The sequence below is a fragment of the Variovorax paradoxus genome (assembly GCF_030815855.1).
Classification (GTDB): domain Bacteria; phylum Pseudomonadota; class Gammaproteobacteria; order Burkholderiales; family Burkholderiaceae_C; genus Variovorax; species Variovorax paradoxus_M.
Genome location: NZ_JAUSXG010000001.1, coordinates 3657834 through 3674572, shown reverse-complemented (window position 1 = coordinate 3674572; position 16739 = coordinate 3657834). Strand labels below are relative to the sequence as shown.

The window sequence follows — 16739 nt, the reverse complement described above, 5'->3', positions numbered from 1 at the left end:
ATTAAAAGAAGCTCTTCATACGGGCGGCTGTAGCCGTGTTGCCCTCGATGCCGACGGTGTCTCGGCCGGTGGCGCTTGGAGGCAGTGCCGCTTTTGCAGGCGCAGCGTCGCGACGCGGGCGTAGCAACGTTCCCGGGCGATGCGCACATGCTTGTCCACTGTCTTATCCACCGCAATGGTGGAGAACTCACCCTCTGTGAGCGGTGCGCGGGAGGGCGGCACGAAGCAAAGTTGTACACATTTGGTAGTACATATCGGCAATAACTAACTGACGTCGCCTTGTAGTCGCCAACTTCATCGGCAGTTCTCCTGGCTTGTTGGATTCCACCGATCTCTGACCCGAGATTTCCATCGAATACTGACCCACCCGCTTTGTGAGCCCGAAGGCTTCACGGTGTGGATAAGTGCTTGATGTTCTCCTTGTGTGGATCTGCCGCAGATTGCGCCGCTGTTTCCGCGATTTGGTGGCCTCGATCGCGAGCCAGTTCGCGAGCTTGTCGGCATAGGGATCGAGCTTGCTCGAGCTCGCCCGCTTGGTGTAGCGCGGCGCTTCTTCGCCCGCTCGCAGGTACTTCTTTACGGTGTTGCGAGACAGGCCTGTACGCCTGGCTATCTCGCGAATGGACATCTGCTCGCGCAGGGCCCAGCGTCTGATGACACTCAATGTCGCCACGTCTATCACTCCTAGGATCCCCTGCCTTAAAAATGAGCAGGGTAGAGTTTTACGTGGGTCAGTCTTAGACGGAAATTAGTGCGTTAGCCGGGTCAATTTTCGGCGGCAATCAACAATGGGCGCTGAGTCTCCGTTGCGCCAAAATTGCGCCAAACCCCAAGAAATCATGGCGTTCGGCGCGTCAGCGCAATCCGTAAGGAGCACAAAGAAAAACGGCCGAAACCTGCATGGATGCTTGGTTTCGACCGTTCTTGGTGTTGGTGGTGGGCCCTGAGTGACTCGAACACTCGACCTACGGATTAAGAGTCCACAGACTTCACAAGCAACATCAACAACTTAGCTAAGATTTTGTTCCGCAATCGCTGCAATGTCGCGGTCTTGAAACCCAGCATCGGCGCGGGGGTCGGAAAATTTGCGGAACAAAATGCACACCTATTCCGACTCCTTTTTCGAGGTGCCGATGCGCACCTTCTTGCCGAGCTTGTGCCGGATGTATTTGGCGGTCATCTCTTCGGTGGCATGGCCCAGCAGCGATTGCGCATCCTTGATGCCGGTGGAGTCGTCGGCATCCGTGGCGGCCTTCGCGCGCAGGTCACGGAATTGAAATGTTGCGATGTCAATGCCTGCAGCCTTCCTGGCCTTGTCGAAGCGTTTGCGCAGCATTGCCGCGGTGAGCGGGTTGCCACGCTCGTTCACCAATAGCGGAGGCGCCTGCTTCGGAAGACCGGCCTTGTAGGCCCGGATTTCCTCGATCAGCGTTTCGAGGTCGTTCTCGACCATGATGCGCAGCTTCGCCTTCGTCTTGCCCTGCTTCACGCCCAGGTATTGGCCGCGAATGTGCTCTTCGCTCATGCCCAGCACATCAGCCGGCCGCTGGCCGGTAGTGTCCGCAAGCCGCATCGCGAACTCGAGCGGCTTATCGGCGTGCTGTTTGACGCGCTCGAATAGCTCGTCGTCCACATAGACATCGCGCCCGGTCTCGCGGAACCCCTTGATGCCGGCGCACGGGTTGGGGAGCTTGGTCTTCCCTGTTGATCGCGCATAGTTCCAGATGTGCGAGATCAGCGCCTTCTCGCGATTGGCGCGTACCTGGCCGTACTTCGGTGGGATCGGCACCGACGCACGCCCGGCCTTCACCCGCGCGGCGTTGCGGGCCTCTGCAGCTTTCACGGCCTCCTTCACGCGCCAGTTGAGGTACTGCTGAATGTGCTGGGGCTCGATCTTGTCGATGGGCGCCGGTGGCGTGTTGAAGAAGCGCAGGATCCAGACGCGCTCTTTCTCGTTGTCTCGGCGGGTGCGCGGCTCCTTCGTTGGGATGATGTCCTTCCAGTAGGCCTGAACGACCGCCGCGAACGTGCCTTCGCTGGCCGGCTGCACGCCTTCGGGCCGCGGCTGCACGGCGAGTTCGCCCCACTTCTTGACGGCAAGCGCGTAGTCCGACCCGAGCGGGATTTCCTTGCGGGGCTTGCCGCCCGTGTCGAGGTAGTAGTGGATGAGGTTGCCGCGCGGCCGCGCGCGCATCCCCCGCGGCAGGTTGCCCCACCGTGATGGTTTGCGGCCCACGATCAGCCTCCGACCAAGCCGGGCGTCCAGCTGATTTCGGCCGTCGCGGAATCTTCGCGCCCCTCGACCGCCGAACGGGTCACGACCGGATGGCCGGTCGCGCTGATGCGGAAGGGCAAGCCTTCTGTCCGCAGCCAATCGATTTGCTTGGACTTGATCTTGAAGCCGGTCAGCTTCGCTAGATCGGCATCGCTGAGGAATAGATGTTCGCTCATGCAGCTATTCCGACGCGCGCGGCTTCGGCGAGCCCATCCGCACGCTCGTTGCCGATGTGGCCGGCGTGCCCCTTGACCCAGCGCACCTCATGCTGACGCTGGCGGGCAATCACCATCACTTGCCAGAGATCGGCGTTCATCACATCGCAGATCTTCTTGGTGGCCTTGTCCTTGCGCGTCCAGCCGTTGCGCTGCCACTTCGCAGACCACAGATTGAGGCCATCGACCACATAGCGGCTGTCGCTGTGCAGCACTGCGGGACGGTCGCCGAGCCACAGCAGGGCGCGCAGCATGGCGGTTTGCTCCATGCGATTGCTCGAGGTGAGACTGTCGGCCTTGCCGCTGAAGGTGCAGAGCTCGTGGCCGTTCTCGTACACGACGAAGCTCCAGCCGCCGTTGGCGCTCGGGTTGGGCCAGCAAGACCCATCGGTGTAGATCTCGATCATGCGAGACTCCGAATCGAGAAACCGATTTCCCGACGCTGGCCGGCGCCGGACACCAGTCGAAGATGGCCCACCGCCCCGGACTTCGCCCGCACGGCGTGCGCCGGATAGAAGAATTCCTCCCCGCTTTCGTTGAGGCGGCACAGGTAGCCGGGGACGTAGTCGCCGCGGGTTTCCCCGTTGCTGAATTCCCCCTCGTCATCTCTCACGCGATGCAACTTGTACGTGCTGGTCACAGTGGCGGCGTGGCCGTAGGCGAAAACTTCGTCTCCGATCACGAATGCCGCGCTTGCCTTGTAGTTCATTGCCCGCGCGCCGTCGAAGCCTGGATCTTTCTTCGGTGCGGTGCGGGCCAGTTCTTCCGCTTCCTGCCTGCGCGCTTCCTCGCGGCGGGCTCGCTCTTTGCGCGTGATCCCCTTCGTGACCCGGAGGCTGCGGCCCACGTACCGAACCTGCATCCAGCGTTCGTCCTGCATGCCCTTGACCTTCCGGCCATCGACTTGCACGCCGTTGAAGAAGGTCACAGATGCGACCTGCGGGATGTGTGCCTGGGTAATGAGGCCGGCCGCGATCAGCGCCTGGGCGCTGCCGACGTAGTGATCGCCGCCCACGCCTGCGTCGAACTCGACGCCCGGAATTGATGGGGCCTGCATCACTTGACCCCATTCAGGCTATGGAGGCGGCCTTCCACTTCGAAATCGAGGCGCTCTTTTGCCAGGTCCAGCAGTCGGGATGCACCGTGAAGGGCTGGGTCATCGAAGCCAGAAAGCACGAGGTCGAGCACTTCCGAGGCCACGCCCAATGGAGCGCTGGCGTTCTCGCATTCGGCGTTGCCCACGAGGCCGGCGAGATGCAAGAGATCTTCCTCGGCAAGGTGCCGTTCGCCGGCACGAAGCAAGACCTGTGGAACCAGCTTTGCACCTTCGCGAAGCGTACGGACTGGGTGAAGTCAAAAGACGGCTACCCGTACATGCAGTTCAGGGAAATCACCGGCAGCCCGCCGCCTTCAACGTGGCGCGCTGATGCGGCGCCCGTGGTGGACGTGTCTGATGCGCTCGCCAAGCGACTCAAGGGCAAGCGGCAGAGCCACCACATTGCAGCCGCGGCGCAGCGTCGGAAGGAGGCTGCGACCGCATGAGCAACGAAGGAAAAACATGGGGCTGGTTTGCCGCCGATGGTTCTCCGATACCTGGCACCGGTTCCGAGCGCTTCAGCTGTCCGGTGGGGCGATGGGTTTCCACGGTGCGCGAGCACCCCATGACCGGCGAGATGTTCAAGTTTGACGATGAGCCCGAGCACGTTTTCGTGTCGGAGTGCCGCATGCGGACTGCCGGCGTGAAGCTGGAAACCTGCGACTGCGGCAAGAGGTTTGTCTACCCATGAGCTTCCTTGACTTCGCCCGCGCCCATGGCGTTGAGATCAAGCCCGAGAAGTTCATTGCCTCGGACAAGATCCACCGCTGCGGGACCACCGAAAAGCCGCGCAGCACCAATGGCGCCTATCTCTGGGATGGGCAGCGCGGTTGGACGCGCCTCCCACAGGCCGAGCTGGCTCCTTCCTTCTAAAGTCCTCAATGTCAGCATCCCGCACAGCCACGGCTGATCAACGAACTCCCGCTTGCTCAGTCGGGTGCCGCCGCGGTATCTGGGTTTCATCTTCACGCGCATGAGGTATCACTCGCCGGCTCGCGGTTTCGGCAGCAGCACCGGAAACCCATGCATCACCGCTCGGACGTGGTCGCCCGCATTGCGGTCCCAATCGCCGTACTGGTCGCCGATCCTCGCGCACCTGCATGACACCAGATCGGCGAACTCCAGCAGTGTTGAGCGCATCGGCTCCCCCTCGACAAGTTCGCCGACCTGCCGCGCCATCTCGGCGAGTTCTTCTTCAATAGGGGGCTCTGGCATCACGGTCTTAATACCTTTGTACTGTACAAATATACAGTAGATTGGTTATGATGAGCCCATGGAAAACGTAACTGCAACCGTCTGGATTGCCGCCTGTGCGCACCGGCTGCAGCAGCAGCGGCACACCGTTGATCCGCTCGATCTGGAGGAAGTCGCGCATGGCTTGTGGCGCGACGAACGCCTCCGAGCGATGTCTCCTGACCAAGCGGCGGTGGACTGGTTGAGGCCAATCAACACGACGGACGACCGTTAATTAACGGCATTATTTAGTGGTCGGTCGGGCGCGTCGGCCGCGCAGCCGCTCGTTTGACCCGCTGCTGCGCCCGATGTCGCGACGCAGCAACCCTGTCAAGAAGGCAATCGTGCTATTGATTATGTAGCGGTCAACGTAGCATTGACGGGATGTCAACCGGGGAATCCACGAAAAGTTGAAACTCCCAGAGGCCGCATTCATCTACGGTACTCCCAAGGACATAGCGTTTGACCTATTAACGGAACCGTCAATTGGGTGAAAATAACTTCCGTTGGAAGTTAAGACCGCGAACAGAAATTTATGACGACCGCCGTAGTCACCGTTACCGGCCTGCAAAAGCACCTGACGCCCACGCGTCGAGCGGCGCGGGTGAGCTACGCTGTGCGCGTCCTCAAGAAGCGTCCACAGACTGTGGTGCGCGTCAGCGAGCAGACCTACAACACGTTTCGCAAGATTGCAGACCCGGCCAACGCTCGCCTCTTCACAGTCGAGTCCGCGCTCGATGCCTTCGCTCACATCGACTGAGCCGAGCCTCCGTTGGCAACCCGTTGCACGCAGGCCTTGCGTCGGCAACTCACCACGCTGAGCGAAGACCCGGACAATTTCGCTGCCGAGTTTGATCACTGGAAGTCACTCGGCGTGGCTGGGGAGTACTCCAGCTACCTGTTCGGAAAGGACAGCTCGTACATTGCCCCTGGCGGGCTGGAGCACGTTCATCTAGTCCCGCTGGAAGCCTCCGCGCTCGTTAAGTGGGATATTCAATGGCGGAGACGATCACGAAAGGTGAGTGATCGGGCGCTGGTGTATGCGAGCGATCAGACCCATGGGCACTTGCTGATCTACATCCTGGGTGAACCAACTGCGCACGAGGTGGCGTTGATGCGAACCCCAGAACATCAGACGCTGATGCGGAAGCTCTCTCTCATCGCGAAAGCGTTCATAGAGCGCGGTGCTGTGATCGGATGACGATCTAGCCCTCTCCAGAGGGCTTTTACGTCCGTAGCACGTGCTGTTGTGACAGGCGTATGTTCACGGCAGTCACGGTTCTCTGAGATGGACCTCAAGAACCCCCGACCTAGGGGCGATGTCGAGGGCGCCGACCTTGTAGCGAATCTTCAAGACCTTTGGAACGATTCCTTGGCTGATCAACTTGGCTGGCTCAAAGCCTAGCCACACCCCCCCTACCGTCGCGTGCATCGTCGGATGAAGCAATGTGTTGGCGTCGCCTGCGTGCAACCAAGTCCCGTCAATATTGCGGCCAACGTAGGGTAGCCCCTCATTCCGATTTCCATCGACGCCCCCGCCATTTCTATAAAACGGCCCATCCACCCCGAGTTCGATGAACAGGCCTCGTGCTGCGCCACGCCCGGAATTAACAATCTGGACCAAGATCTCATACGGGGCAATCTGCACTGGCCCCACTTCAAGCACCGGTCGCGCTCTTCGGCCAAACATGTCCGCGATCTGGAATTGCTCCATGCGAGAAAAGCTCAGGCCAATCCGCTGGTAGAAGCGATCCTCGCCATACCGAGCCATATGCGGTCCAGCATCACTGGCTGGAACGAACGTGGCGATGAACCCATGGGTCTCGCCGCGTTTCGCAATCGCTCGGTGCACAACCCCTGCCACTCCGGGCGAGACTGCTGTTGGCGTTAGCTCGTCAAGACGAGTTGCCTGCTGCCGCGCATTTGGGATGCCTGGAAATGAGTCGATGCAATCGATCCCTTGAATTTTTCGTGCGTCAACGCCCCAAATGCATATGCCGCCTTGCCCGTTGCCAAAACCGGAAAGTACAACAGCAAGGTTGCGCTTCATGTCGCCCTCTCCGACGATGTTCTTGCAGTCAAGGACTTGTGACTCGGGATCACCTTTCATTGCGCGGATCTTGTTGTCTGTTAGCGCGTCGAACCATTCTCGTAAATCCATCGATGCCGCTCCGCTCAACGACCACTAGGTTTCACTGCTTCGCCTGAGTCCTCACTCACCTCAGAGCTCATCTTCTTTTTCCACTTGGCGTCTACCTTCGTCAATCACTTCTTTTGGCGCTGACAAATAGACGACCTGAATCGCCCCGGATTTCGTGGAGGCTCAACACTCTGAGAGGATTGAGCCATGAAGAAGTCGAACAAGTTTTCACCCGAGGTGCGTGAGCGCGCGGTGAGGATGGTGCAGGAGCACCGTGGGGAGTACCCGTCGCTATGGGCTGCGATCGAATCGATTGCACCGAAGATCGGCTGCGTGCCGCAGACGCTGAACGAATGGGTCAAACGCGACGAGATCGACCACGGCGTGCGAGAAGGCGTGACGACCAGCGAGGCGCAGCGGTTGAAGGAACTCGAGCGCGAGGTCAAGGAGCTGCGCAGGGCCAACGAGATCCTGAAGCTGGCGAGCGCGTTTTTCGCCCAGGCGGAGCTCGACCGCCGGCTGAAGTCCTGAGGGATTTCATCGACAAGCATCGCGCCACCTTCGGGGTCGAGCCGATCTGCAAGGTCTTGCAGGTTGCCCCGTCGGGCTACCGGCGACACGCAGCACTGCTGCGCGAGCCGCACAAGCGCTGCGCCCGAGCACGCCGCGACGATGTCCTCATTACGGCGATACAACGCGTCTGGCAGGCCAACATGCAGGTCTATGGGGCCGACAAGGTCTGGAGGCAACTGGCACGCGAGGGCACTGCGGTGGCGCGCTGCACGGTCGAGCGGCTGATGCGGCGCTTGGGGCTGAGAGGCGTGATGCGCGGCAAGGTGGTGAAGACCACGATCAGCGATGCCAGGGCGCCATGCCCGCTGGACCGGGTCAACCGGCAGTTCCGCGCGCAGCGTCCGAACCAGCTGTGGGTCTCGGACTTCACGTACGTGTCGACCTGGCAGGGCTGGCTCTACGTGGCCTTCGTGATCGACGTGTTCGCCCGGCGCATTGTGGGCTGGCGGGTCAGTAGCTCGATGCGCACGGACTTCGTGCTCGATGCCTTGGAGCAAGCGCTGTACGACCGTCAGCCCGAGCGCGACGGCAGCTTGATTTGCCACTCGGATCGCGGCTCGCAATACGTCAGCATCCGGTACACCGAACGGCTGGGCGAGGCGGGCATCGAGCCGTCAGTAGGCAGCAAAGGCGACTCCTATGACAACGCCCTGGCCGAGACGATCAATGGGCTCTACAAGGCCGAGTTGATCCATCGCCGAGCACCGTGGAAGACCAAGGAGGCGGTGGAGTTCGCAACGCTCGAATGGGTGTCCTGGTTCAACCACCAACGCCTGCTCGAACCGATCGGCTACATCCCGCCTGCAGAAGCTGAGGCAAACTACTATCGGCAACTCGCCAGTCAGACCGCCACGGCGGTGGTATGACTTAAACCAACCGGCCTCCACGAAAGCCGGGGCGATTCAACCTGCCGCGGGATCAAGGTAAACGGTTCGCCGTCCACGTCGATGAAGGTCACTGTCTTCGTTCCTCCGAGCTCAAGCTCCCAGAACAGCGTGTACATCTCCTTGGGATCTTCACTGGGAGACTCTGATAGCTTTTCTTTGCCCACGAATGCTATGAGGAACTCGTGGCTGTCATTGATCCGGGAGTCTGGTGGTCCCGGGATGAAGTCCCACAAAAAGCGAGCGCCTTGGAGATGCTCCGTGTTCACGATGATGCTTCGGCCATCAATGGTGTCGAACCAAAAGAAGCCGTCCTCGAAGTCGTCGCCCGCGAGAACGTTCCTGAGCCTTTTCGTTTCTGGCTCTCTAACCTCGCAAATCAGGTCATCTTGACCAGCGAGGAGCAACCGAAGAGTAAAGGTTTGAGCCATGTTCGATGAGTAGCTGATGCGGATGGCAGCGCAGTATCGACGGTCTCCGGCCAGAAAAGAAAAAACCTCCGCGCCGATAGGCGGGAGGTTTTCAGTTTTGCGGAACACAATCCGCGATTGCGGAACAGTGCTCACAAAAAAATAGCACGGAAACCGCGCTACTTCTGGTGTTGGTGGTGGGCCCTGAGTGACTCGAACACTCGACCTACGGATTAAGAGTCCGCTGCTCTACCAACTGAGCTAAGAGCCCTTGCGCTCGAAACGTTTTGCGTTTTTAGGCAAGACCGCAAGTATAGCGCAAAAATTTTGGGGCTCAACGCTTTTGTACGGAGCGGCGGTAGGATTCGTCATCATCGACGGGCCCCGAGGCCTTCAAACCAGGAGATCTTTCATGACCGACACGATCAACACACCCCATGTCGTGATCACCGGGGCCGCGGGCGCACTGGGCCGCGCGGTGGCGCAGCATTTTCTCGAGCAGGGCGCGCGCCTGGCACTGGTCGATCATCGCGCGGACCGTTTGACCGAAGTCTTTCCGGGCCTGGACAACTCGCAGCATTTGCTGCTCGCGGGTGACGTGACCTCGCCATCAGAGATGGCCGATCTGGCCGGCCAGGCCCTCAAGGCCTTCGGCCGCATCGATGCGCTGGTGCACATTGCCGGCGGCTTCGAAATGGGCGAGGCAACGCACGCGCTCACGCGGGCAAGCTGGGACCGGATGATGAATCTCAATGCCTGGTCTTTCGTGGCGGTCACGCAGGCGGTGCTGCCTTCGATGATCGAGCGTGGTGCCGGGCGCATCGTCGCGGTCACGGCCAAGGTGGCGGCGCGCGGTCTGCCCGCGATGGCGGCGTACATCGCCTCGAAGAGCGCGCTGCAGCGCTTGGTGGAGGCCATGGCGGCCGAAGCGGCACCGCATGGCGTGGCCATCAACAGCGTGGCGCCCAGCGTGCTCGACACGCCGGCCAATCGGCAGGCCATGCCTGACGCGAATCCCGCGGAATGGGTGTCGACGTCGGTCGCCGCGCAGACCATCGGCTTCCTTGCCTCGCCGGCGGCTGCGGCGCTGCATGGCCAGCACCTGACGCTCGACACCTGACGCTCGGCGCCCGCTCAAAATAGAACAACGCCCTGGCGCAACGCCAGGGCGTTTTGCCTTGCGCCGCAGCAATGGCCCGCCCACTGTTTTCAGGCAGGCGCTTTGTCATGGGTGCGGTCGGCGGAAGCGGGGCGCTTGTCTCCCTTCGGAAGGGGCGCACCGCTCATGTGTGCAGGCAGCGCAATTTCTACAGTGACTCCACGGCAAAACGCTTTCGCCCGCTACGGGCAGCAAGCGGCGCCGGTTGGCCACCTCACTGGGGAATACGCATGGAACCGATCAATCTGCTGCCAAGAGGCTTCATGAACCTGCTGCGGGAAGACGCGGGCATGTCGTTCATGGAGTTTGCGCTCATCGGTGCGCTCGTGCTGGTCGTGTGTCTGCTCCTGCTGCTTGCACTGCGGCGCAGTGCCTGAAGGCGCAACAGATCTTTCTCTACGGAGCTCACGCACCATGAACGAATTCGACGCTTTCCTCGACCTGCTGACGATGCTGGCCTCGGACTTCCGCATGGGCGGACTCTTCGTCCTGCTGGTGATGGCCGCGGTCAGCGACGGGCGCTTCTATCGCATACCCAACTGGCTGACGTTCGGCGGCATGACGTTCGCGGTCATCTACGGAACGTTTGCGGCGCGCACGCCGCTCTCGGGCGCGTCGCATGCACTGGGAGGGCTGGGCACGGGGCTCGCGATCATGCTGCCGTTCTACGCGCTCGGAATCATGGGCGCGGGCGACGTCAAGCTGATGGCGATGGTCGGCGCCTTTCTCGGGCCTTATCAAACGCTGCAGGCCATTCTCTTCACGTGCATTGCCGGCGGCGTGGCCGCGGTGGCTTTCGCCATCCATCGCCGCCGCCTCTGCCACATGCTGGCCAACGTCAAGGCAGCCGCGCAGGGCATGGCCGTCTCGGGCATGGCCGGCGTGCGGCCGTCCGGAACGATCGATGAGAGGCAATCCGTCGGGAAGCTGCCCTACGGCATCTGCATCTGCGCAGGAACGGTGGCACAGGTTCTGGCGCACCAGCTGGGCTACGTCTAGCCCTTTCTTCACTCTTCACACACACGGCGGAGATTCGCATGAAAAACGTCAAAGCGCTCGGGCTGCTTCTGCTGGCTCTTCTGACCGGCCTGGCGGCCGCGGTCTATGCGGCGGGCTGGGTTTCCCGACAGGGCGGCATCGCTTCCAACAAGGTGGTCGTCGCGGCCGTCGACATCGAACTGGGCAGCCGCGTCAACCCGCAGATGCTGTCGATGGTCGATTGGCCGAGCGGCTCCGTTCCGACAGGCGCGTTCAAGGACACGAAGGCGCTCGAAGACCGCGTGGTCAAGGTCGGGGTGCTGCGCGGCGAAGCCATCCTCGAGGGCAAGCTCGCTCCGGTGGGTACCCAGGGCGGACTCTCCGCTGTCATTGCGAGCGGCAAGCGTGCGATGACCGTGCGGGTCAACGACGTGGTCGGCGTGGCGGGCTTCGCATTGCCGGGCAACTACGTCGATGTGATGGTCAACGCCCAGCAGGACAAGAACCGGGGCGAGGAGGGCCGCCAGATCAGCAAGACCGTGCTCGAGAAAGTGCTGGTGCTGGCCGTGGCGCAAGAGGCCAACCGCGACGAGACGAAACCGAAGGTGGTCAGCGCCGTCACGCTGGAGCTGTCGCTCGAAGACTCCGAAAAGCTCGACCTGGCGCGCAGCGTGGGAACCCTCTCGCTGGTGCTGCGCAACCAGATGGACAAGACCACGGTCGCCACCGCGGGCATCACCAAGGGGCAATTGTTCGGCGAGAAGGAAATCCTGCCGGTCGCAGCCACGGTGGCTGAGCGGCCGACCCCCGCGCGGGCGCCGCGTGCCGCCCACGTCGCGTCGCGGCCGTCCGAGTGTGTGGAAGTCATCCAGCACGCAGCCCGCTCGCTCACCTGCTTCTGATCATCCCTTCAAGGAGGAACCACAAGTGCAACATCTCTCTTCTTCACCCGCCGTGCTGCTGGCGGTACTCGCGACATTGGGGCTGCCCGTCATGGCCGCGGACGTCGCAGTTGCGGCATCGGCTGCAGCGCCGGTGGCCGTCCAGGCGGCTAGCGCACCCGCCGCGCCCGCCAACCGGCGCTGCACCGCCATCATTCCCGACGATCAACCCACGCAGGCCGTGCTCGGCAAGTCGGTGGTCATTCCGCTCAAGACACGCGTCGCGCGCATCGTGGTCAGCGGACAGCCGCCGAGCAGCGCTCCTGCGGCCGCAGCTGCAGCCACCGCGCAGCCGGCACAGCCTGCGGCGGCGGCACGAAACGCCGGCGACGGCATGGCCGACGTCGACGTCATGCTGCTGAGCCCGACCGACCTGTTCTTTCGCGGCCGCCAGGCCGGCTCGATGAACGTCGTGTTGCAGAGCGCCGATGGCACCTGCTACATCAAGGACGTTGTCGTGACGATCGATCCGGGCGCGCTGCAGTCCAAGTTGGCCGAGCTGATGCCCGAAGAGAACCGCATTCGCGTGCGCAGCGCGGAAAGATCGATTGTTCTCACCGGCGAGATCAGCGACGCGCTCAAGCTCGACGACGTGATGAGCCTGGCCTCGGCCTACGGCGCCGACGGCAAGAAGGTGGTGAACCTGCTGCGCATCACGGCGCCGCAGCAAGTCATGCTCGAAGTGAAGATCGCCGAGATCAGCAAGACCTTGCTGGACCGGCTGGGCGCGCGCGTCGGCCTGAGCCGCTCGGGCGGCGGCGGTCGCGACAGCTACTCGCTGATCTCCAGTTTCCTGAGCGGAGGCGGCGGACTGATCGAGGCGCTGAGGATCGGCCGCACGTCGATCGGCATCGACGGCCAGAAGGACGACGGCCTGGTGCGCATCCTGGCGGAGCCCAACATCATGGCCATCACTGGCCAGCAGGCCAGTTTCCTCTCGGGCGGAAAGATCTTCATCCCGGTCGCGCAGAGCGCCGCCGGCGGCGGCGGAACCAACATCACGCTGGAAGAAAAGGAATTCGGTATCGGGGTCAAGTTCACCCCGACCGTGCTCAATGGCGGCCGCATCAATCTCAAGATGGTGTCGGAAGTGTCGGACCTGTCGCAGACGGGCTCGCCCTTCACGACCGTCACCGGCGTGACCGCCGTGCTGCCCTCGCTGACCGTGCGCCGCGCCGACACCACAGTGCAGCTCAACGACGGGCAGAGCTTCGTCATCGCGGGGCTCATCAAGAGCAACTCCACCGAGACCATCAAGCGCTACCCGGGTTTGGGCGAAGTACCGGTCATGGGGGCGCTGTTCCGGAGCACCGAGTTCCAGAACGACCAGACCGAACTCATGTTCGTGATCACGCCGCGTCTTGTGAAGCCGCTGGTCGAATCGCCTCGCGTGCCGACCGACAACCACGTTGTGCCGAGCCGCGCCGAGATCTACCTGAACGGAGCCCTCGAAAGCTCCACCCCGGCACCGGCCGCCCCGGCCGGCAACACCCAATGACACCCGTGAGGAGCACCACCATGTTCATCAAGTCGACCACCCTCGCGCTGACGCTGCTCCTGGGCGCCGGATGCTCCCACGTCACGCCCAACTACGACGCGCGCTTCGGCGATGCGGTGCGCGACGCCCGCAAGAAGATGACGCTCAACCCCGAGGCCGGCAAGGACGGGAATCCGGTAGTGGGCATGGACGGCCGCGCGGCGCGCGAATCGATGCTGCAGTACCAGGAGTCCTACAAGACGCCGCCGCCTGCGGTCAATGTCATCAACATCGGCGGTGCCATTGGTGGCGGAGCCAAGTAACCGCGGCTTGCATTACCAACCCCGTTCTGAAAGGAGCGCGCCACGAACTGCAACAACTCAATTTCCCAACCTGTTTAACGAACCGACGAAATCCATTCGTCTATTTGAACCTTGAAAGGAAAACTCATGAACAACGTCCTTAAGGCCATTGGCCAATACACCCGCAGCTTCCTGCGCGACGACGATGGCGCCCAAGTCATCGAGTACGCGCTGATCATTGCGGTCGTCTCGATCGCGCTGGTCGTTGCACTGAAGGGGCTTACCGCCAATGGCGGCGGCTTCTCGACCTTTATCGCAACTGTGACCAGGTGCCTCACGACAGCCACCTGCCCCTGAGCAACTCGAGGGCGGAGCGGGCAAAGCGTTGTCCGCTTCCGTTGTCTCCACTGTCCATTCAACACAGAAACGAGGTAATCACCATGTTCAAGTCATTCCTGAAGGACGAGAGCGGCGCTCAAGTCATCGAGTACGCGCTGATCATCGCTGTCGTCTCGATCGCGCTGGTTGTTGCGCTGAAGGCGCTTACCGCCAATGGCGGCGGCTTTTCGACCTTCATCACCAACGTGGCCGACTGCCTCAAGGGAACCGGACCCTGCGCATAGACGGCTAGAGGCGGGGGGTGGCTTGACCACCCGCCGCCCACCGTCCAAGTGGCACTCAGTACAAAAGTGAGGTACTCATCATGTTCAAGTCATTCCTCTGGGATGAAAGCGGCGCCGAGGTAGTGGAGTACGCACTGCTTATCGCGGTGATCTCGATCCTGCTGATCATCGCGCTGCGGCCACTGGCAACGGGCACCAGCCTCGTCGATCTCGTCGATCGCGTCTTCACCTGCCTCGGCGGCGTGGAGTGCGACTGAAGCGCAGAGTTTTATTGAACCGCCACCATTGCACAGGAAGCCGATCATGCAAGTTCGCCACCCCGGCCGCCGTCAGCGCGGCGCGATGATCATCACCACTGCACTGGTCCTGTTGTTCCTGCTCGGATTCATGGGCGTTGCGCTGGACTTCGGTCACCTGTTCGTCGTGCGGACAGAGCTGCAGACCGCCGTCGACAGTTGCGCACTGGCCGCCGCGCGCGAGCTCGACAAGCAGGGCACCGCGATTACGCGGGCCCAGAGCGCGGGCCAGACCGCCGGCAATGCGAACCGGGTCAACATGCAGTCCGCTACATGGAGCGGGCAGGGTCAACTGGCCCTCGCCGACATCACTTTTCGCGACGCCTCCTATGCGCCCAGCGTCGACCCGGCGGTGGCCACGTATGCGCAGTGCGTGCACACCCAGCCCAACATTGTCATCTGGCTCATGAAGGCCATGGGGGCCTTCTCCGGCAATACCACCGCCTATCCTGCGACGGGCAGCGTCTTCGCCAGCGCAGTGGCCACACGGGCCAGCGCGCAGACCACCTGTCCGATTCCCGTCGCGCTGAAGCCGAAGGCGGGAGGCGTTGCGCCGAACTACGGGCTCAACGTCGGCGACTGGGTGAAGCTGATCCAGGCGCAGAACGCATCCGCCGGCGGCGAGATCGGTTGGGCCAATCTCGACGGCAGCAATAGCGCATCGGAAACCGAATCCGAACTGAACAATCACTGCGGAACGAAGGTGGGCGACACGCTCGGCACCCCGGGCGTGCAGACCTCGGTGGTCGATGTCTGGAACCAGCGCTTCGGCATCTACAAGAACAGCGGAAATCCGAGCGTGCAGCGGCCCGATTACACCGGCTATACCTATACCGCGCTCACCTGGCCCGCGCAGTCCAATGCCTACGGCGACTTCGTGGCCAAGCGCGCGTCCTTCGCATCCTGCGCCGCCAGCGGCAAGGTGAAGGATTGCGAAGACATCACTGGGCTTTCGCTCAACAGCTTCCAGAAGCTGGCCGCTTCCGGCAACGTTGCCGGAGGGCACAAGCAATACGGTCTGGATCGGCGCATCGTCACGGTGCCGGTCATCGATGGCAGTTCGCATGTCGTTGACTATGCCTGCATGCTGATGCTGCAGCCGCTGACCATTCCGATGAGCGACACATGGCTGGAGTTCCGCGGCAATGCCGGCGCTGCGGGCAGCCCGTGCACGACAAGCGGGCTCGCAGGTGGCGTGTTGGGCCCACTGGTCCCGGTCCTGGTGAGGTGATGCACGTGAAACAAACATCGAACCACCCGCAGCGCGGCGCGGCGCTGATCGAACTGGCACTCATCACGCCGCTCTTGCTGCTGCTCACGTTCATCACGACCGAGTTCGGCCGTGCGATGTACGAATACAACCTGGTCGTCAAGTCGACCCGCGACGCGGTTCGCTACCTGTCGGTGCAAACACCGGGCACGCACATCACCGAAGCGCGCAACCTCATGGTCTATGGCAACACCGCCGGTGCGGGCACGCCAGTGGCGCGCGGCCTCAGCTTGGCGAACGTGCCCGTGGGCAATTGCTGCACGTGGCAGGCGGCAGGGGCGAGTCCGCTCATCACGACCGTGACGGTGCGCATCAGCGGCTACAGCTTCCATTCGCTCTTTCCGTCGGTGATGGGCCTCGTGTTCGCCGATGCGAACGGCAACATCGTCTTCAGCGACATCACCGCCACCATGAGGGCTCCATCATGAGACACCGCACATCCGGGGCGACCACCGTGGAGTTTGCGCTGGGCCTGCTCATCTTCCTCATGCTGCTGCTGGGCATCGTGGACTTTGCGCGCATGTTGTTCACGTGGAGCATGGCCAGCGAGGCCACGCGCGCCGGCGCGCGCTACGCGGTGGTGTGCGACGACACCGCCCAGCAGGCGCTGGTGCTGGCCCGCATGCAGGCCCTGCTTCCGCAGATCGCCACCGTGAGCGTGGCCTGGACGCCCGCGGGCTGTACTGCCTCCACTTGCGAAGGCGTCACCGTGGGCATCACCGGGCTCAACTACCAATGGATCTCGCCCATCGTCGGGGCCACTGCGCCGTTGATCCCGATGCCGGCTTTCTCCACCTTCCTGCCGCGCGAAGTCATGCGGAAGGACCCCCACAGCCCGACCATCTGCTCGTAGAGAGAAACGGAACC

Annotated in this window: 26 protein-coding genes, 1 tRNA gene, 1 pseudogene and 1 other annotated feature; of the genes and pseudogenes, 19 read left to right on the top strand and 9 right to left on the bottom strand. The window is 62.3% G+C overall.

The window, feature by feature from the left end; all coding sequences use genetic code 11:
- Positions 1 to 424 precede the first annotated feature (424 nt).
- From QFZ42_RS17600 to QFZ42_RS17580, 5 genes and pseudogenes are all read right to left on the bottom strand, one after another.
- Positions 425 to 682, bottom strand: a pseudogene (locus QFZ42_RS17600) (helix-turn-helix domain-containing protein); the annotation flags it as partial.
- A 423-nt stretch (positions 683 to 1105) separates the two neighbouring features.
- Positions 1106 to 2194, bottom strand: a complete 1089-nt coding sequence (locus QFZ42_RS17595) for a tyrosine-type recombinase/integrase (RefSeq protein WP_307704263.1) — start codon at positions 2192 to 2194, stop codon at positions 1106 to 1108.
- A 44-nt stretch (positions 2195 to 2238) separates the two neighbouring features.
- Positions 2239 to 2451, bottom strand: a complete 213-nt coding sequence (locus QFZ42_RS17590) for a DUF4224 domain-containing protein (protein ID WP_307702189.1) — start codon at positions 2449 to 2451, stop codon at positions 2239 to 2241.
- Positions 2448 to 2897, bottom strand: coding sequence for a ribonuclease H family protein (locus QFZ42_RS17585; protein ID WP_307702188.1), 450 nt, complete (start codon positions 2895 to 2897; stop codon positions 2448 to 2450). The genes QFZ42_RS17590 and QFZ42_RS17585 overlap by 4 nt, the downstream gene beginning before the upstream one ends.
- Positions 2894 to 3547, bottom strand: a complete 654-nt coding sequence (locus tag QFZ42_RS17580; protein WP_307702187.1) for a hypothetical protein — start codon at positions 3545 to 3547, stop codon at positions 2894 to 2896. The genes QFZ42_RS17585 and QFZ42_RS17580 overlap by 4 nt, the downstream gene beginning before the upstream one ends.
- 20 nt (positions 3548 to 3567) lie before the next feature.
- Between QFZ42_RS17580 and QFZ42_RS17575 the strand changes: the two genes are divergently transcribed.
- From QFZ42_RS17575 to QFZ42_RS17565, 3 genes are read left to right on the top strand one after another with little or no spacing between them, the layout of a single operon-like run.
- Complete coding sequence (locus QFZ42_RS17575; protein WP_307702186.1) at positions 3568 to 4032, top strand: hypothetical protein; 465 nt, start codon at positions 3568 to 3570, stop codon at positions 4030 to 4032.
- Positions 4029 to 4277, top strand: coding sequence for a hypothetical protein (locus QFZ42_RS17570; protein WP_307702185.1), 249 nt, complete (start codon positions 4029 to 4031; stop codon positions 4275 to 4277). Before QFZ42_RS17575 ends, QFZ42_RS17570 begins: the two co-directional genes overlap by 4 nt.
- Positions 4274 to 4459, top strand: a complete 186-nt coding sequence (locus tag QFZ42_RS17565; protein WP_307702184.1) for a hypothetical protein — start codon at positions 4274 to 4276, stop codon at positions 4457 to 4459. The genes QFZ42_RS17570 and QFZ42_RS17565 overlap by 4 nt, the downstream gene beginning before the upstream one ends.
- Before the next feature lie 108 nt (positions 4460 to 4567).
- Here the strand turns inward: QFZ42_RS17565 and QFZ42_RS17560 are convergent, their stop codons facing one another.
- Positions 4568 to 4801, bottom strand: coding sequence for a hypothetical protein (locus QFZ42_RS17560; protein WP_307704262.1), 234 nt, complete (start codon positions 4799 to 4801; stop codon positions 4568 to 4570).
- 58 nt (positions 4802 to 4859) lie between these two features.
- Here QFZ42_RS17560 and QFZ42_RS17555 point away from each other — a divergent pair, with 58 nt between their 5' ends.
- The 3 genes from QFZ42_RS17555 (at position 4860) to QFZ42_RS17545 (ending at position 6020) form a co-directional block, all read left to right on the top strand.
- On the top strand, positions 4860 to 5054 hold the full coding sequence (locus QFZ42_RS17555) for a hypothetical protein (RefSeq protein ID WP_307702183.1): 195 nt from the start codon (positions 4860 to 4862) through the stop codon (positions 5052 to 5054).
- A gap of 300 nt (positions 5055 to 5354) precedes the next feature.
- Entirely contained in the window at positions 5355 to 5579 is a 225-nt protein-coding gene (locus QFZ42_RS17550) for a hypothetical protein (protein ID WP_307702182.1), read from the top strand.
- A gap of 12 nt (positions 5580 to 5591) precedes the next feature.
- A complete protein-coding gene (locus tag QFZ42_RS17545) occupies positions 5592 to 6020 on the top strand; it encodes a type II toxin-antitoxin system YafO family toxin (protein ID WP_307702181.1) in 429 nt (142 codons plus the stop codon).
- Between the two features lie 72 nt (positions 6021 to 6092).
- On the opposite strand, the gene QFZ42_RS17540 is transcribed toward QFZ42_RS17545, so the two are convergent.
- Positions 6093 to 6980, bottom strand: a complete 888-nt coding sequence (locus QFZ42_RS17540) for an AlbA family DNA-binding domain-containing protein (protein ID WP_307702180.1) — start codon at positions 6978 to 6980, stop codon at positions 6093 to 6095.
- Between the two features lie 186 nt (positions 6981 to 7166).
- On the opposite strand from QFZ42_RS17540, the gene QFZ42_RS17535 reads away from it, so the two are divergent.
- Positions 7167 to 8398 (top strand): IS3 family transposase gene (locus tag QFZ42_RS17535; protein ID WP_307701677.1). Its coding sequence is split into 2 segments (ribosomal slippage): positions 7167 to 7455 and positions 7455 to 8398, totalling 1233 coding nucleotides; the frame shifts between segments, so codons are not numbered across the junction.
- Positions 7445 to 7561: a sequence feature (AL1L pseudoknot), on the top strand. It overlaps the preceding gene by 117 nt.
- Here QFZ42_RS17535 and QFZ42_RS17530 read toward each other — a convergent pair.
- Entirely contained in the window at positions 8374 to 8982 is a 609-nt protein-coding gene (locus QFZ42_RS17530; RefSeq protein ID WP_307702179.1) for a hypothetical protein, read from the bottom strand. The genes QFZ42_RS17535 and QFZ42_RS17530 overlap by 25 nt on opposite strands.
- 39 nt (positions 8983 to 9021) lie before the next feature.
- Positions 9022 to 9097 (bottom strand) — tRNA-Lys (locus QFZ42_RS17525).
- A 141-nt stretch (positions 9098 to 9238) separates the two neighbouring features.
- Here QFZ42_RS17525 and QFZ42_RS17520 point away from each other — a divergent pair.
- The 12 genes from QFZ42_RS17520 (at position 9239) to QFZ42_RS17465 (ending at position 16725) form a co-directional block, all read left to right on the top strand.
- A complete protein-coding gene (locus tag QFZ42_RS17520; RefSeq protein WP_307702178.1) occupies positions 9239 to 9946 on the top strand; it encodes an SDR family NAD(P)-dependent oxidoreductase in 708 nt (235 codons plus the stop codon).
- Between the two features lie 269 nt (positions 9947 to 10215).
- Positions 10216 to 10362: a hypothetical protein gene (locus QFZ42_RS17515; protein ID WP_307702177.1), complete on the top strand. Its 147-nt coding sequence runs from the start codon at positions 10216 to 10218 to the stop codon at positions 10360 to 10362.
- A 37-nt stretch (positions 10363 to 10399) separates the two neighbouring features.
- Positions 10400 to 10984: an A24 family peptidase gene (locus QFZ42_RS17510; RefSeq protein WP_307702176.1), complete on the top strand. Its 585-nt coding sequence runs from the start codon at positions 10400 to 10402 to the stop codon at positions 10982 to 10984.
- A gap of 38 nt (positions 10985 to 11022) precedes the next feature.
- The gene (gene cpaB / locus QFZ42_RS17505) at positions 11023 to 11865 is read left to right on the top strand and encodes a Flp pilus assembly protein CpaB (protein WP_307702175.1); all 843 of its coding nucleotides are present in this window, start codon (positions 11023 to 11025) and stop codon (positions 11863 to 11865) included.
- Between the two features lie 25 nt (positions 11866 to 11890).
- The gene (locus QFZ42_RS17500; RefSeq protein WP_307702174.1) at positions 11891 to 13402 is read left to right on the top strand and encodes a type II and III secretion system protein family protein; all 1512 of its coding nucleotides are present in this window, start codon (positions 11891 to 11893) and stop codon (positions 13400 to 13402) included.
- Positions 13403 to 13422: 20 nt separating this feature from the next.
- Positions 13423 to 13704, top strand: coding sequence for a hypothetical protein (locus QFZ42_RS17495; protein ID WP_307704261.1), 282 nt, complete (start codon positions 13423 to 13425; stop codon positions 13702 to 13704).
- 126 nt (positions 13705 to 13830) lie between these two features.
- The gene (locus QFZ42_RS17490) at positions 13831 to 14040 is read left to right on the top strand and encodes a Flp family type IVb pilin (protein WP_307702173.1); all 210 of its coding nucleotides are present in this window, start codon (positions 13831 to 13833) and stop codon (positions 14038 to 14040) included.
- 83 nt (positions 14041 to 14123) lie between these two features.
- Positions 14124 to 14306, top strand: a complete 183-nt coding sequence (locus QFZ42_RS17485) for a Flp family type IVb pilin (RefSeq protein WP_307702172.1) — start codon at positions 14124 to 14126, stop codon at positions 14304 to 14306.
- A gap of 80 nt (positions 14307 to 14386) precedes the next feature.
- Positions 14387 to 14563, top strand: a complete 177-nt coding sequence (locus QFZ42_RS17480; protein WP_307702171.1) for a Flp family type IVb pilin — start codon at positions 14387 to 14389, stop codon at positions 14561 to 14563.
- A gap of 46 nt (positions 14564 to 14609) precedes the next feature.
- A complete protein-coding gene (locus QFZ42_RS17475; protein WP_307702170.1) occupies positions 14610 to 15833 on the top strand; it encodes a Tad domain-containing protein in 1224 nt (407 codons plus the stop codon).
- Positions 15833 to 16300, top strand: a complete 468-nt coding sequence (locus QFZ42_RS17470) for a TadE/TadG family type IV pilus assembly protein (protein WP_307702169.1) — start codon at positions 15833 to 15835, stop codon at positions 16298 to 16300. Before QFZ42_RS17475 ends, QFZ42_RS17470 begins: the two co-directional genes overlap by 1 nt.
- Complete coding sequence (locus QFZ42_RS17465; RefSeq protein WP_307702168.1) at positions 16297 to 16725, top strand: TadE/TadG family type IV pilus assembly protein; 429 nt, start codon at positions 16297 to 16299, stop codon at positions 16723 to 16725. The genes QFZ42_RS17470 and QFZ42_RS17465 overlap by 4 nt, the downstream gene beginning before the upstream one ends.
- The last annotated feature ends 14 nt before the right edge of the window (positions 16726 to 16739 follow it).

Coding starts and splice junctions, on each gene's coding strand:
- QFZ42_RS17465 (WP_307702168.1), top strand. CDS start 16,297: ATGAGACACCGCACATCCGGGGCGACCACCGTGGAGTTTGCGCTGGGC.
- QFZ42_RS17555 (WP_307702183.1), top strand. CDS start 4,860: ATGGAAAACGTAACTGCAACCGTCTGGATTGCCGCCTGTGCGCACCGG.
- QFZ42_RS17565 (WP_307702184.1), top strand. CDS start 4,274: ATGAGCTTCCTTGACTTCGCCCGCGCCCATGGCGTTGAGATCAAGCCC.
- QFZ42_RS17595 (WP_307704263.1), bottom strand. CDS start 2,194: ATGCGCGCGCGGCCGCGCGGCAACCTCATCCACTACTACCTCGACACG.
- QFZ42_RS17480 (WP_307702171.1), top strand. CDS start 14,387: ATGTTCAAGTCATTCCTCTGGGATGAAAGCGGCGCCGAGGTAGTGGAG.
- QFZ42_RS17590 (WP_307702189.1), bottom strand. CDS start 2,451: ATGAGCGAACATCTATTCCTCAGCGATGCCGATCTAGCGAAGCTGACC.
- QFZ42_RS17475 (WP_307702170.1), top strand. CDS start 14,610: ATGCAAGTTCGCCACCCCGGCCGCCGTCAGCGCGGCGCGATGATCATC.
- QFZ42_RS17510 (WP_307702176.1), top strand. CDS start 10,400: ATGAACGAATTCGACGCTTTCCTCGACCTGCTGACGATGCTGGCCTCG.
- QFZ42_RS17490 (WP_307702173.1), top strand. CDS start 13,831: ATGAACAACGTCCTTAAGGCCATTGGCCAATACACCCGCAGCTTCCTG.
- QFZ42_RS17485 (WP_307702172.1), top strand. CDS start 14,124: ATGTTCAAGTCATTCCTGAAGGACGAGAGCGGCGCTCAAGTCATCGAG.
- QFZ42_RS17540 (WP_307702180.1), bottom strand. CDS start 6,980: ATGGATTTACGAGAATGGTTCGACGCGCTAACAGACAACAAGATCCGC.
- QFZ42_RS17560 (WP_307704262.1), bottom strand. CDS start 4,801: ATGCCAGAGCCCCCTATTGAAGAAGAACTCGCCGAGATGGCGCGGCAG.
- QFZ42_RS17495 (WP_307704261.1), top strand. CDS start 13,423: ATGTTCATCAAGTCGACCACCCTCGCGCTGACGCTGCTCCTGGGCGCC.
- QFZ42_RS17580 (WP_307702187.1), bottom strand. CDS start 3,547: ATGCAGGCCCCATCAATTCCGGGCGTCGAGTTCGACGCAGGCGTGGGC.
- cpaB (WP_307702175.1), top strand. CDS start 11,023: ATGAAAAACGTCAAAGCGCTCGGGCTGCTTCTGCTGGCTCTTCTGACC.
- QFZ42_RS17515 (WP_307702177.1), top strand. CDS start 10,216: ATGGAACCGATCAATCTGCTGCCAAGAGGCTTCATGAACCTGCTGCGG.
- QFZ42_RS17470 (WP_307702169.1), top strand. CDS start 15,833: ATGCACGTGAAACAAACATCGAACCACCCGCAGCGCGGCGCGGCGCTG.
- QFZ42_RS17585 (WP_307702188.1), bottom strand. CDS start 2,897: ATGATCGAGATCTACACCGATGGGTCTTGCTGGCCCAACCCGAGCGCC.
- QFZ42_RS17570 (WP_307702185.1), top strand. CDS start 4,029: ATGAGCAACGAAGGAAAAACATGGGGCTGGTTTGCCGCCGATGGTTCT.
- QFZ42_RS17520 (WP_307702178.1), top strand. CDS start 9,239: ATGACCGACACGATCAACACACCCCATGTCGTGATCACCGGGGCCGCG.
- QFZ42_RS17575 (WP_307702186.1), top strand. CDS start 3,568: ATGGAGGCGGCCTTCCACTTCGAAATCGAGGCGCTCTTTTGCCAGGTC.
- QFZ42_RS17550 (WP_307702182.1), top strand. CDS start 5,355: ATGACGACCGCCGTAGTCACCGTTACCGGCCTGCAAAAGCACCTGACG.